This is a genomic window from Janthinobacterium sp. SUN128, from assembly GCF_030587275.1.
Lineage (GTDB): Bacteria > Pseudomonadota > Gammaproteobacteria > Burkholderiales > Burkholderiaceae_D > Janthinobacterium > Janthinobacterium lividum.
In genome coordinates this window covers 2,615,283-2,630,734 of the sequence record NZ_JAPWHY010000001.1, presented here as the reverse complement: position 1 = coordinate 2,630,734, position 15,452 = coordinate 2,615,283, and the positions used below count along the sequence as shown (strand labels likewise).

The 15,452-nt window shown below is 65.3% G+C and carries 2 protein-coding genes; both read left to right on the top strand.

Annotated features, from left to right (window positions below; translation table 11 throughout):
* Window positions 1-448: 448 nt before the first annotated feature.
* Window positions 449-12,082 (top strand): hypothetical protein, encoded by an 11,634-nt coding sequence (locus tag O3297_RS11845; RefSeq protein ID WP_305048788.1) that lies wholly within the window; start codon window positions 449-451, stop codon window positions 12,080-12,082.
* 52 nt (window positions 12,083-12,134) lie between these two features.
* Entirely contained in the window at window positions 12,135-15,440 is a 3,306-nt protein-coding gene (locus O3297_RS11840; RefSeq protein WP_305048787.1) for a hypothetical protein, read from the top strand.
* Window positions 15,441-15,452 lie beyond the last annotated feature (12 nt).

Here is a 15,452-nt window from a genome sequence, read left to right as displayed (position 1 = left end):
TTTCACAGGGCGGCATGCGTGAATAAAATGAAATTGGTATTAAAGCAGGTGTTTGAGAATGAATGGGAAACAGTGCAGGATCGAATTATGGGCGCTTGGCCGCGGAAGGAAAATACGCATTGAAATAATTGGTGATAATTGGCATTAATAATTTCTTTTGAAAAACAAACTATGCATTTGATAGTTTCACATGATTATGTAAATGATAATTTAAATATTATGTCGAGCTAATCAGTATGGGGTAGAAAATACAATCCCAGTATTACTACATGATTAATTTGATGATTGTGTTGCGAAATATCAACGAGATAATTTAATTTCTTTGTTGAAAACAAAAAAGTCACTGTTGTCGTACGCTTGAACTGTTACTTGTTCATATAATCATGACAATTAAATGTCATTTTTATATGCATCTGTGCTTGCCGCAGTACACTTCTTAGCGAACAACATGATCAAAACATCACAGGAAACGGCAGGCCGTTCCGGTCGCCATGCAGCTTTTTCGTCCTCCGGGCGCTACACGGGGATGCTGGCCGCGATAGTCCGCCGCACCCGCTTGCCCCAGTTTTCCAAGTGTCATGTCGTTCCGCTGGCCCTGGCTTCCCTGCTGCTGGGTGCCGCCGCGCCCGCCAGTGCGCAAGTGCTGTGGGAGGATTACCGGGGCATCGAGCGGGTGCCGGCCAATCCGCTCGCGCCCAATTACAACAATGGCTTCAACGCGGGCAGCGCTGGCCGGCTCGCCAGTCTGGCGGCGCTGGCCACCAATCCTCCCGCCAACGCGGCGCGCATGGGCACCTCGCCGCAGCTGGACTGGGCCAATGGCACGGCCGGCAATCCTGCGCAGTTATGCAACCTCGACACGCAGCAAACGTCGGCTGCCTGCCGGGCCTGGATCATGGGCCGGGTGATGTACACGCTGGTGGTCTTTCCACAGGCAGGAAATTACAAATTCAGCGTTGCGCATGATGATGACGTGAAAGTCGATTTCTCGACCCAGTATTCGACGAATTACCGCAATACCGTGTACAACGTGCCCGTGGGCAGCGTGGCCGAATATTCGAATAATGAAACGGATTTCCAGAATTTGGCCGGCAATTTCAATAGCGCCACGCCGGGCGGCTGTTATCTGGCTCGCGTCCTGTGGAATAACGTGGGCGGCATCAATTATTTGCACATGCGTTGGACGCGTCCTGACAATGTGACGGAAATTATTCCCGCAGCGCAATTGCGCGATCCCAGCCTGGCCAGTTCCTATGCCAATTGCACCAATAGCAAGACCGACCTGGCCGTCGGCAAGGTGGGCCCGGCGCAGTTCTCTGTCGGCAAGCCCTTGAGCTATACCGTGAAAATCTGGAACCGCGGCCCGGCCCTTAGCACGGGCGCTGCCTTCAACGATATATTGCCAGCCAGCTTGAGCAATGTCAGCTGGACTTGCGCCGCCAGCGGCAGCGCTTCCTGCGGCACGAAAACCTCGGGTTCGGGCAGCAACAGCGTCGGTATTACCTTGGGTAATTTGCCCGTGAATGCGGCCGTCAGCGACCCCACCACGGGTTCTTATCTGACCGTGACGATCACGGCCACGCCGGGCGACGCCGCCAGCATCGTGAATACGGCCAATGTGATCGTCTCGCCCAATGAAACGGATAGCGATCTCAGCAACAACAGCAGCAGCACCACGGCCACGGTCAGGACGAATACCTTGACGGTGCTCAAGGTGCTGGCGCCCGCCGGCGACAGCGGCCTGTTCATCATGAATGCCAACGGCACGGCTGGCGCGCAGGGCGGCAACGGCGCCACGGCCAGCGCCGTAGTGCGAGTAGGCAACCTCGCGACGTTCGCGGAAAGCGCGGGCACGGCCACCATCCTGGCCCAGTACCAGAGCAGCTACAGCTGCGCGCGCACGGATACGGCCGCCATCATTTCCAGCGGCGCGGCTAGCGCGGGCAACCTCACCATGCCGGAAGCCCCCGTCACGTGTACCATCAGCAATCGCCGCCTGCAGGCGGACATGCAGGCGGTCACCACCGTGCCGCCCGGCCCCTACAATGCGGGCAGCGCCATCACCGTCACGGGCGTGTGCACGAATAACGGCCCCGACAACGCGGCCGCGCCCACCTGCGTGATGAGCGGCTTGCCGGCCGGCGCCACGCCCAGCTGCAGCGCGCCCGTGTCGCCCTTCATTCCCGGCTCGCGCATCAATTGCAGTTCGACCTTCAACCTGCCCGCCAGCGGCAGCCTGACTATCACCACGACGGCCGGCTCGACTACGCTGGACCCGATCCCAGCGAATAACGTCGACAGCGAGCCGCTGGGCGTCGTCAGCCCGCTCGTGCGCGTGCAGAAAACCGTCGACAAGGCGGCCGCCACGGTGGGCGACACCGTGCAGTGGACCTTGAGCGCCGCTAACACGGGCACGGGCGCCACCACGGCGGCCCTGACCCTTGCCGATACCCTGCCGGCCAACCTGGCCAGCATCGTCGTCACGCCCACGGCGCCCACCACCTGCGCGGCGCTGGCCGGCAACACGCTCACCTGCACGGTGCCGTCCGGCCTGGCGCCGGGCGCCAGCGCCCAGGTGATCGTCAGCGCCAGCCCCACGGCGGCTGGCAATTTCATCAACAGCGTGCTGCCGTCGGGAGGCAACGGCGCCGGCTGCGTCACGCCGGCCGCCTGCCAGACGACGACCGTCGTCAGCAAGCCGCTGGTCGACGTGACCACGACACTGAACGGTTTCCCCGGCACCTCGAACGCGGGCGATGTCATCGCTGGCGTCGTGACCTATGCCAACCTGGGACCGGGCGCGGCCGAAGGCGTGACGTACAGCCTGCAACTGGCCACAGGCCTGGCCGGCGTGTCGGTCACTGGCGTGAGCGGCACGTATGACGCGGGCACCGGCCTGATCACGTTCACGGGCTTGCCCGCGACCCTGGCGCCGGGACAGAGCGTCAGTTTCAACCTGTCGTACACCCAGCCGGGCAGCAATATTTCCTCGGTAACCAGCATCATCGCCACCACTTCCACCGAGGTGGCGAACGATTATCCGAACACGGCCACGGTGACGGTGCCGGGACCGAACGTGCGCGTCACCAAGACGGCCGACAAGGCCACGGCCAACGTGGGTGAGAATATCGTCTGGACGATCACGGCCAGCAATACGGGCAATGTCGCCAACCAGGGCGTCGTCAGCCTCGCCGATTTGCTGCCGCCGAACCTGGTGGTGACCAGCGTGGTGGCCGCACCGGGCGTGACGTGCCCGCCGCTGGCCAGCTGGGTGGCGTCGAGCACGCAGACGTGTACGGTCGCTGCCGGCCAGCTGGCCGCCCTGAACGGCAGCCGCACGGTCATCATCACCGCACACGCCACGGCCGCTGGCAGCCTGTCGAACCGCATCATGCCCAGCGGTCCGGACAACCCGGCTTGCAGCTCGGCCAGCGTATGCCAGACGACGAGCACCATCACCAGTCCGAAAGTAGCGGTGAAGAAAACCGTCGACCATGCCAGCGTGAATATCGGCGCGTCCCTGAGCTGGAGCGTCGTGGCGACGAACAGCGGCGATGGGGTGAGTACCGCGCCCATCACCCTGACCGATACCTTGCCGGCCAATCTGGCGAGCCTGAACGTGGCGCTGGTCGGCAGCGCCACCTGCGCCGTACCAGCGGGTAATATCCTCACCTGCACGGTGCCAGCCGGCCTGGCCGCGAACGGCGGCATTGGCGGCTTTACCGTCACGGCCCAGCCCACGGCTGCCGGCACCTATGCCAATACCGTCGTGCCGTCCGGTTCCGACAACCCGACGTGCGCCACGGCCGGCGATTGCGCCACCACCAGCACGGTGACCAGCCCCAGCGTGGCCGTGACGAAAAGCGTCGACAAGACCACCGTCAACCTGGGCGACACCATCACCTGGACCTTGAAAGCGCGCAATAACGGCAGCGGTCCGACGAACGCGGTCATTACCTTGACGGACAGCTTGCCCGCCAATGTGGGCGCACTGCAAATATTGCCCGTTGCGCCAGCATCATGCGGCGTGCCGGTCGGCACCACGCTCACGTGCAGCGTGCCGGCTGGCCTGGCCGCCAACACGGAAGCGAGCATCGTCGTGAAAGCCGTGGCCAATGCGCCGGGCACGGTGGCCAACAGCCTCGCGCCTTCCGGCCCCGACAATCCTGCCTGCGCCACGCCGGGCGTGTGCCAGACAACGACGACCGTCACCAGCCCGAACGTGAGCGTGAAGAAAACCGTCGACAAGGCCACGGTCAACGTGGGCGAGACGATCACCTGGACCTTGACTGTCAGCAATAGCGGCACGGGCGCCAGCACGGGCGCGGTGACCTTGAACGATACCTTGCCGGCCGGCTTGACGAATGTCGTCGTCAGCCCGCAGTCGCCCGCCACCTGCACCCCGCTGGCCGGCGCTACCCTGGCGTGCAGCGTGCCAGCCGGCCTGGCCGCGGGCGCTTCCGCCAAGGTGTTCGTGAGCGCCACGGCCACACTGGCCGGCGCCGCCGTCAACGGCGTGGTGCCAGGCGGTCCCGATAACCCGGCCTGCGTGCAGCCCGGCGATTGCGGCACCACCACCACGGTGGTCAAGCTGCTGGTCGACGTCACCACCACCCTGAATAATTTCCCGCCGAATACGCTGGCGGGCGACACGATTTCCGGCACCGTCACCTACGCCAACGTGGGACCGGGCCCGGCCGAAGGCGTGACGTACACCCTGCAGCTGACGCCGGGCCTGGCCAACGTCACCTTGACGGGCGCCGTGGGCAGCTACAATCCCGCCACGGGCGTCGTGACCCTCAGCGGCTTGCCTGCGACCCTGGCGAATGGCCAGAGCACGAGCTTCAATGTCGGCTATACGCAGCCGGCCGACAACCTGTCGACGGTGACATCGACGATCGCCACCACCTCGGTGGAAGTGGCGAACGACTTGCCGAACACGGCCATGGCGACCGTGCCCGGTCCCATTATCCGCGTGACGAAACTGGCCGACAAGACGACGGCCAACGTGGGCGAGACGGTGACGTGGACCATCACGGCGACGAACACGGGCAGCCTGGGCAACCTGGGCGTGGTGACCCTGACGGATATCCTGCCGGCCAACGTGACGGTACTGGCCGTGACGCCGGGCGCTGGCGTGACGTGTCCGCCGCTGGCCAGCTGGCTGGCCAACAGCGCGCAAGCGTGCACCATCGCCCCCGGCCAATTGGCCGCCGTGAATGGCAGCCGCAGCATCACCATCAGCGCCACGGGAACGGCAGGCGGCAGCCTGGGCAATAAAGTGCTGCCGAGCGGACCGGACAATCCCGCCTGCGCGCAGGCCGCCTCGTGCCAGACCACGACTACCATCCTCAGTCCGCAAGTGGCCGTGCGCAAGACCGTCGACAAGAGCAGCATCAATGTCGGCGACGCGCTGACGTGGACCATTGCCGTGGCGAACACGGGCACGGGTGCGACACGCGGCGTCATCACCCTGACCGATACCTTGCCGGCTAATCTGACCGTATGGCAAGTCCTGCCATCGGCGCCGGCCACTTGCGCCGTGCCGAATGGCAACCAGCTGGTGTGCGCGATTCCCGCCGGCATGGCCGCAGGTTCCACCTTGAATATCATCGTCAAGGGCCTGGCCACGGCGGCTGGCGCCTTCGTCAATACGGTGGTGCCGAGCGGCCCGGACAACCCGGCCTGTCTGCAGCCCGGCGATTGCAGCACCACCAGCACGGCCGTGAAACTGCTGGTCGACGTGACCACCACCCTGAACGGCTTCCCCGGCAGCACGCACGCCGGCGACACGATTGCCGGCACGGTGACCTTCAGCAATATCGGCCCCGGCGCGGCCGAAGGCGTGAGCTACAGCCTGCAGCTGGCGCCCGGCCTTGCCGGCGTCACCTTGAATGGCGTGACGGGCAACTATAATGCAGGGTCGGGCCTGGTGACGTTCACCGGCGTACCCGCGACCCTGGCGCTGGGGCAGGGCTTCAGCTTCCAGCTTGGCTACACCCAGCCGGCCAGCAATCTGTCGACCGTGGTCAGCCGCATCGCCACGACGTCGACGGAAGTGGCGAACGACCAGCCAAACGTGGCGACCGTCACCATGCCTGGTTCCATCATCCGCGTCAGCAAGACGGCCAACAAGGCCGTGGCGAACGTGAACGAGGAAATCATCTGGACGATTACGGCCAGCAACACGGGCAGCCTGGCAAACCAGGGCGCCGTGGTGCTGACGGACTTGCTGCCGCCAAATATTGTCATCACGGCAGTGACGCCTGACAGCGGCGTGACGTGTCCGCCGCTGGCCAGCTGGGTCGCCAACAGCAGCCAGAGCTGCAGCGTGGCTATCGGCCAGCTGGCGGCGGGCAATGGCCAACGCCAGATCGTGCTGACCGGCAAGGCCAGCGCGGGCGGCAGCCTGGCCAACCAGCTGATGCCGAGCGGACCGGACAATCCGGCCTGCTTCCAGGCCAGCAGTTGCCAGACCAATACCACCATCACCAGCCCGGCTCTGGCGCTGAAGAAGACCGTCGACAAGATTGCGCTGAATATCGGCGATAGCCTGAGCTGGAGCATCACCCTGGCCAACACGGGCACGGGTGCCAGCACGGCCGTTGCCACCGTAACGGACACCTTGCCGGCCGGCCTGGCGGATATCGTCGTCACGCCCGCCGCGCCCGTCACCTGCGCGCCGCTGGCCGGCAATATCCTGACGTGCAGCGTGCCGGCCGGCCTGGCCGCAGGCAGTGCCGCCACGCTGCAAGTGACGGCGCGCGCCGTCGCCGCCGGCAGTCTGGCCAATAGCGTCAGCGTCAGCGGCCCGGATACCCCCGTTTGCCTGCAGGCGGGCGATTGCGGCACCACCAGCACGGTCAGTTCGCCCCTGTTGACGGCGAGTAAAACCGTCGACAAGACGGTGGCCAACGTGGGCGACAACCTGATATGGAGCCTGAGCTTGCGCAATACCGGCACGGGGCCCAGCACGGCCATCGCTACCCTCAGCGATACCTTGCCTGCGGGCCTGGCGAACGTGCTGGTCACGCCGGTGGCGCCCGTCACTTGCGCCGTACCGGTGGGCAATGTCGTCACGTGCAGCGTGCCGGCCGGCCTGGCCGCAGGCAGCGCCGCCAGCGTCAAGCTGAGCGCCACGGCCACCGCATCGGGCAGCCTTGTCAACGCGCTGGTACCCGGCGGGCCGGACAATCCCGCCTGCGCCGTTCCCGGCGATTGCCAGACCACCACGGTGGTGTCGAAACTGCTGGTCGACGTGACCACGACCTTGAACGGCTTCCCCGCCAGCAGCAATGCGGGCGACGCCATCCGTGGCGTGGTGACCTTTGCCAATACGGGGCCGGGCGTGGCGGAAAATGTCACTTACAGCCTGCAGCTGGAAACGGGCCTGGCCGCCGTATCGCTCAGCGCCATCAGCGGCGCGCCCGGCATCAACGGCGCCTACAACAGCAGCACGGGCCTGTTCGTGCTGAGCGGCTTGCCGGCCACCCTGATCGCGGGGCAGAGCGCCAGTTTCAACCTGTTCTACACCCAGCCGGCCAGCAACAGTTCGCGCATCAGCAGCGTGGTGGGCACCAGTTCCACGGAAATCGTCAATGACTTGCCGAACACGGCGACGACGAACTTGCCAGGCCCCGTGATCCGCGCCAGCAAGACGGTCGACAAAGCGAACGCAGCCGTGGGCGATATCCTGACCTGGACCATCACGGCGGTCAACACGGGCAACTTGCCGAATCAAAACCCGGTCGTCGTCAGCGATGTGCTGCCCGCCAATATCGTCATCGTCAGCGTGACGCCCGATGCGGGCGTCACGTGTCCGCCGGCGGCCAGCTGGACGCCAGGCAGCGTGCAGGCATGCACGGTGGCGGCAGGTCAATTGGCCGCCAGCAATGGCAGCCGCAAGATCGTCGTCACGGGCCGGGGATCGGTGGGCGGCAACCTGTCGAACCGCGTCGTGCCCTCCGGCGGCGACAATCCCGCCTGCGACACTGCCAGCGCCTGCCAAGCCACGAGCACCCTGGTGGCGCCGCAAGTCGCGGTGCGCAAGAGCGTCGACAAGAGCAGCGCCAACGTGGGCGACTTGCTGACCTGGACCATTACCGCCAGCAATGGCGGCACGGGCGCGACCAAGTCCGCCATCGTGCTGACTGACAACTTGCCAGCCGGCGTCAGCGGCGTACAGGTGTTGTCGACGCAACTGGCCACTTGCGCGCCAGTGGCCGGCAATATCGTCACCTGCAGCGTGACGGCTGGGCTGGCGCCAGGCGGACAGGCGCAAGTGGTGCTGCGCGCCACGGTAAGCGCCGCCGGCGTGCTGCAAAACACGGTGTTGCCTGCCGGTCCCGACAACCCCGTGTGTATCCAGGCGGCCGATTGCACTACCAGCACCACGGCCATCAAACTGCTGGTCGATGTGACGACCACCTTGAACGGTTTCCCCGGCACCACCAATGCGGGCGACCAGATCAACGGCATCGTGACCTTCAGCAATGCGGGCCCTGGGACCGCCGAGAACGTGACGTACAACCTGAAACTGGCGCAGGGCCTGATGGGTGTGACCTTGAGCGGCGCCGTGGGCAACTATGACGCCGTCAGCGGCATGCTGACGGTACAGGGTTTGCCGTCCAGCCTGGCGCTGAACGACGTGCACAGCTTTGGCTTGTCCTATATCCAGCCGGCCAGCAATGTGTCGACCATCGTCAGCATCATCGCCACCAGTTCCACGGAAGTGGCGAACGACTTGCCGAATACGGCAACGGTGACCATGCCGGGTCCCGTGATCCGCGTCACGAAGAGCACCAGCACGGTCAACGCCAACGTGGGCGACAGCATCGTCTGGACCATCACGGCCGTCAACAGCGGCGGCGTGGCCAACGCGGGCATCGTGACCCTGGCCGATATCCTGCCGGCGAATATCTCCGTGCTGGCAGTCAATGCCGACGCCGGCGTGACGTGTCCGCCGCTGGCCAGCTGGGTCGCGAACAGCGTGCAAAGCTGCCGCATTGCGGCAGGTCAATTGGCAGCCGTGAATGGCGCGCGCAGCGTGCGCGTGACGGCCACCGGCACCCTGGAAGGCAATCTGTCGAACCGTGTCATGCCGAGCGGTCCGGACAATCCGGCCTGCGCGCAGGCCAGCAGCTGCGAATCGAGCGTGGTGCTGACGGGGCCGAAAGTGGCGGTCAAGAAAATCGCCAACCGCGCGGCCGCCAACGTGGGCGAGACCGTGGTGTGGACGATCAGCGCCACCAATTCGGGCAGTGGTCCCACGCGCGCCGCCATGATCCTGGTCGATACCTTGCCGGCTGGCTTGACGAATGTGGTGGTGACGCCGCTGCGCGCCACCTGCGCGCCCGTGGCCGGCAATGTGCTGACCTGCAGCGTTCCTGCCGGCCTGATCGGCAATGGCGGCGAAGCCAGCGTGGAAGTGTCGGCCACCGTCACCCAGGCAGGCAGCGCGCGCAACAGCGTCGTGCCATCGGGGCCCGATGCGCCGTTGTGCCTGACCCCAAGCGATTGCCAGACCAGCACCAATGTCACCAGCCCCAGCGTAATGGTGAAGAAAGTGGCGGACAAGGCCAACGCCAGCATCGGCGACACCGTCAGCTGGACGATCACGGCCGCCAACGGTGGCAGCGGCGCCACCACGGCGGCCATCGTCCTGACCGATGACCTGGCTACCAGCCTGACGGACATCGCCGTCACGCCAGCGGCCCCCACCGTGTGCGCACCGCTGGCGGCAAATAAACTGGTCTGCACGGTGCCGGCCGGCCTGGCGCCCAATGCCGTGGCCGCCGTCACCGTCAGCGCGAAAGTGGCCGCCAGCGGCAGCTTGAGCAATACCATCGTGCCGACCGGCACGGACTTGCCGCGTTGCGCGCAAGCATCCGATTGCACGGCCGTCACGGAAGTGGCGAATCCGGCCATCGGCGCGGCGCTGGGCGTGGGCAAGGTGACACAGCTGTCGGCCAAGGTCTTCAATGTGCCGTACACGGTGGTCGTCAAGAATGTGGGCAAGGGCACGGCATCGAACGTGCAGGCGCTCGACAGCCTGCGCGCCGCCTTCCCCGAGCCGGTGGCGTGCCGCATCGTCACGCCGCCTGCCGCTCCGGCCATCGGCGGCAGCAGGCAGCTGGCCGTCAACCCGGGCTTCACGGGCGGTTGCGGCGGCAGCGATCTGCGTTTGCTCAGCGGTGATGCGGCTCTGGCCGAAGGCGAACTGAGCGTCATTACTTTCACTGTGGAAATCACCGTGCAAGACAGCAGCGCGCCGCAGTACAACAACAGCGTGTTTGCCAGCGCCCTGGGCGGGAACATCGCCAACGGTGGCGGCAGCATCAGCGTGCCGCCGGCGCCGGCGGCAGGTGTCATCGCCGCCAATCCGGGTTACACGCCGCCGGCGGGCAGCCTGGTGTTTGACGCTTCCAACAATGGCGGCGGCCATGCGGGTGCCGTGGCCACGGCCGCCGACGTGGCCGCACTGGTGGAAAAGGTCGACCCGAACCGCAACGGCAATGCGTCGGAAACCGTGGGCGGCGTGCCGTTCACGGGTGAAGACACGCCCACGCCCGTGGTCTTGCTGCGCCAGGTGGTCGATGTCATCAAGGCGGTTTCGGCCCAGCAGCAAGTCGATGCCAGCAAGTTCGAGATCAGCTACACGGTGCAGGCGGCCAACCGCTATCCTGCCGGTTACCCGACCTCGACCATGGTGCAGGTGGCGGAAAACCTGAGGGCCGTCTTCCCCACAGCCACCAGCGTCACCCTCAAGCCGGGCAGCCTGGCCGTCACGGCGCGGCCCGCCAGCGCCACGGCCTGCGTCGCCAATCCCGACTTCAACGGTGCCACCGTGTTTGGCTTGTTGAATGGCAAGGGTGACTTGCAGCCGCAGGAAAGCTGCAGCATCGGCTTCACGGTGCTGGTCGACTTCGGCAGCGTGGCGGCGATTCCCACGGTGCCGCAATTGAACCAGGTGTATGCGAGCACCATGTTCGGCACGGATGGCGGTGGCATGAACATCGGCCACAGCTACAGCGGCACGGGTACGTCGACGACGCCGGTGGCCCCGGCCAGCGTGCTGGCCCTGGCCAGTTCGGCCGATACCTTGCTGCTGCCGGCCACGCCCGGCGCGACGCCGCCGAGCTTCACGCCCGTGGTGTTCAACACGACGGACAAGCCGATGTTGTTGATCAGCAAGAGCGTCAACAAGACGCAAGCCGAGATCGGCGACAGCCTGCAATATACGATCGAGGTGAAGAACACGGGCGTGGCGACGGCATTCGGCGTCAGCGTGCTCGATAAACTGCCGGCCGGTTTCCGCTATATCGATGGCACCACCACGCGCAACAATGTGGTGCAGCCGGATCCGTCCGGCAAGCCGGGGCCGCAGCTGAGCTTCAAGCTGGAATCCCTGGCGCCGAACGCCAGCGCCAGCTTCCGCTACCGCCTGCGCGTGGGCGTCGGTTCGCTGCAGGGCGACGGCGTCAACCGCGCCCAGGCAACGACCACCAACGGCCCGCCGTCGAACGAAGCGCGCGCGAAAGTGAAAGTCACGGGCGGCGTGTTCACCACGGATGCCTGCCTCGCCGGCAAGGTGTTTGTGGACTGCAACAATAACCACGTGCAGGACGGCGAGGAGCTGGGCATTCCGGGCGTGCGCCTGTACATGGAAGATGGCACGAACTTCACCACGGACGTGGAAGGCAAGTACAGCTATTGCGGCATCACGCCGAACAGCCATGTGATCAAGGTCGATGGCGCGACCCTGCCACGTCTGAGCCGCATGATGGAAGCGTCGAACCGCAACCTCGGCGACCCGCACAGCCTGTTCCTTGATACCAAGAACGGCGAACTGCTGCGCGCCGACTTTATCGAGGGCTCGTGCTCGAATCCCGTGCTCGAGCAAGTCAAGGCGCGCCGTGCCCAGGGCGAAGTGCGCAGCGTGGAAAGGGAGGGCAGGGGACCGGGACTGAGTTTCAGCAGCCAGCCGGCCGCCGCACCGGCCCAGGCGACGGATAGCGCCAACCAGCCTGTCGTCGCGCCCCGCCTGGCCACGCCAGCCGATGGAGGCAGCCATGCGCAATAAGCCTCTTTTACCCTACTTGCCGCCTGCCAATGCCGCCAAAGAGAAACAAGCCATGAAGAGAACGCTCCCCGCGCCCCGGCGCATGGCCGCCGCGCTGGCCCTGCTGGCATTCCCGGCCGCCAGTCTGGCGCAACTGCCCTTGCCGGAGCATGCGGCAGGCTCCGTCGTGGCGGCGCCGTCCTTCCTCGCCGGCAAGGTCGGCGGCACCGATTACGCCATCAACCGGGGCGTGGCGCGCATCGCCGTCGAGACGGATCACGGCGAGGCACCGGCCGATGGCCAGAGCCCCGTCAAGGTGACGGTCAGGCTGTATGACGCGCAGGACAAGCCCTTGACGGGCACGGCCTTGCTGACCATCGAGGCCAGCGGCGGGCGTATCCTGCTGCCCGGCGCCCGCACGGATGAACTGGGCCCGGAGCGGCGCGACGCCGACAAGGTCACGCCCGGCACGCAATTGACGGTGGAGGATGGTGTAGCGAGCTTCAGCCTGCTGGCTCCGGCCACGCCGCAGGACGTGCTGCTGCGCGTGTCGGCCGGTGCCGTGGCGGCGCAGGGCACGATCAGTTTCTTGCCGGAACTGCGTGACATGCTGGCCGTGGGCTTGATCGACGGCATCATCAGCAAGCGCAGCCTGTCGAGCAGCGACATTTCGCCGTCGCGCTTCAATGACGGTTTTGAACGCGACATCGTGCGCTGGAGCCGCGCCTTCAACAATGGCAAGGCCAACGTGGCGGGCCGCGCGGCGATGTTTTTAAAAGGGACGATCCGTGGCGACGCCTTGCTGACGGCCGCCTACGACTCGGACAAGGATACGCGCGCGCGTCTCATGCGCGACGTCAGTCCGGAAGAGTTTTATCCCGTCTACGGCGACAGTTCCGTGCGCAATTTCGACGCCCGCTCCAGCGACCGCCTGTACGTGCGCATCGACCAGCAGAAAAGCTATGTGCTGTACGGCGACTTTGCCACCGGCGACGGCTTCAGCCAGATGACGGGCGGCGGCGCCGTGGTCAACTTGCAGCAGAGAAAATTGGGCCAGTACAACCGCACGGCCACGGGCGGGCGCGGCCATTACGAGCGGGATGGCATCGTCGCGAATGCCTTCGCCATCAACGATAGCCTCAAGCAGGTCGTCGAGGAATACCGGGCGAACGGCACGTCGGGACCGTTTGCCGTGCGCAACAACAACGCCATCGAAAACTCGGAAAAGATCGAGATCGTGGTGCGCGACAAGAACCAGAACGGCAATATCGTGCAAGTGACGCAGCTGCGCCGTTTCGAGGATTACAGCTTCGAGCCGTTCAGCGGACGCATCCTGTTCAAGCAGGCGATTCCCGCGCTGACGCCGAATGGCGACCCGCAATCGATCCGCATCAGCTATGAGGTGGACCAGGGCGGCGAAAAATTCTGGACCCTGGGCGTGGATGGGCAGGCGCAACTGGGCAAGATGGTGTCGCTCGGCGGCTCGGCCGTGGAAGATAAAAACCCCTTGTCGCCGTATAAATTGCACAGCGTCAATGCGGGCTTGCGCTTCGGCGAGCACAGCCTGCTGGTGCTCGAAGTGGCGCGCACCACGTCCACCAGCTACAGCGCGGGCGGCAGCATCTACACGACGCCGTCCGGCCAGGCGGGCGAGCTGCGCGATGAAGTCAGCGGCAATGCGGCCCGGGTCGAGTTGCAGCACAAGGATGACAAGCTGGAAGCGAAAGCCTACTGGAACCGTTCCGACAGGGATTTCAACAATACGGCGGCCGGCATCACGGGCGGACGGGGCGAGGCGGGCGTGAAGGCGGGCTACAAGCTCAGTCCCGCCGTCACCGTGTATGGCGAGGCCATCCGCAGCGACGAGCGCAGCACGGATGCGCGCCGCGATGCGCAGCGCCTGGGCGTGGCGTGGAACGCCAGCGAACGCTGGCTGCTCGACGTGTCCGTCCAGCACATGAAGGAGAGCGGCGGCATGCCGTCGACGGCCGGCATCGCGCCGAATACCTCGCCGCTGGGCACGGGCCTCAATCCCACGGGCGGCTTCTTCGGCAACGGCACGGCCAATACGGCCATCGATCCTGTCACGGGCGGCAGCATCACCACGTTTGCGCCGATCAATCCCGGCGCTGCCACGGGCACGACGGCGCCGCTGGACGCCACCACCGTGCGCCTGGGGGCGCAATACAAGGCCACGGAGCGCTGGACGCTGAATGGCGACGTGGAAAAAAGCGTCTCCGATGCGGACCAGCACCGCTATGGCCTGGGCGCGCAATACCAGCTGGCCGAACGCAGCCGCCTGTACGCGCGCTATGAAAACCAGACGGGGCTGGCATCCGCCTACTCGCTCAATCCGGCCGACCGCAGCACCAGTTTCATCGCCGGCGCGGATACGGGCTACATGCCGGGCGGCACCGTGTTTGGCGAGTACCGCATGCGCGACGCCATGGATTACAGCCTGAGCAACCAGCGCGACCTGCAGCTGGCGTCCGGCTTGCGCAACACGTGGAACCTGGGCGAGGGGCTGGCGGCGAACACGAATATCGAATACCTGAAAGTCATGAACGGTCAGCAACAGCAAGCCGTGGCCGTGGCGGCGGGATTCGACTATGCCGTCAATCCCCTGTGGCGTGGCTCCGTCAAGCTCGAGTACCGGCGATTGTTCGACAGCGAGATCGCGCCGGGCAACCAGCGCCAGGATCAATGGCTCAATACCATCGCCTGGGCGCGCAAGCTGAGCCGCGACTGGACTTTGCTTGCGCGTAATTACCTGCTGTACACGCGCAACAACGACGACGCCAGCGGCGCGCCTGTCGGCAACGTGCTGCAGGATAGGGCGCAGCTGGGCTTTGCCTGGCGCCCCGTGGACGACAACCGTTTCAACGGCCTGGCCCGCTACGAGTACAAGACTGTGCGCGACCAGTCGCAGATCGATGGCGACAATTACCGCGCGCATATCGTTTCCACGCACCTCGATTACCACCCCAGCCGTCCGTGGTGGTTCACGGGCCGGGTCGCCGCCAAACACAACAACGACAAGAACCTGCCTGCCGGGCAAGAGAAATACACGGCATGGCTGTTTTCCGGGCGCACCGTGTACGACATCAGCAAGCACTGGGATATCGGCGTGCTGGCGGCCGTGATGGGCAGCCCGCAAGGGGGCAGCCGCCAGTGGGCCAATGGCGTCGAAGTGGGCTATCTGCTGGCGCAGAACCTGTGGCTGTCGGCCGGACACAACTGGTCGGGCTTTTCCGACCGCGACCTGACGGGCGCCGACTACACGGCGCGCGGCCCCTACCTGCGCCTGCGCTTCAAGTTCGATGAAAACCTGTTCAAAGGCAAAGACGCCACCATCAACCGTACCCTGGCCCGGCCATGAAAACCACCATGA

What these genes read in the sequence shown, in the direction of transcription:
- O3297_RS11840 (WP_305048787.1), top strand. Translation starts at nt 12,135, where the DNA reads ATGAAGAGAACGCTCCCCGCGCCCCGGCGCATGGCCGCCGCGCTGGCC.
- O3297_RS11845 (WP_305048788.1), top strand. Translation starts at nt 449, where the DNA reads ATGATCAAAACATCACAGGAAACGGCAGGCCGTTCCGGTCGCCATGCA.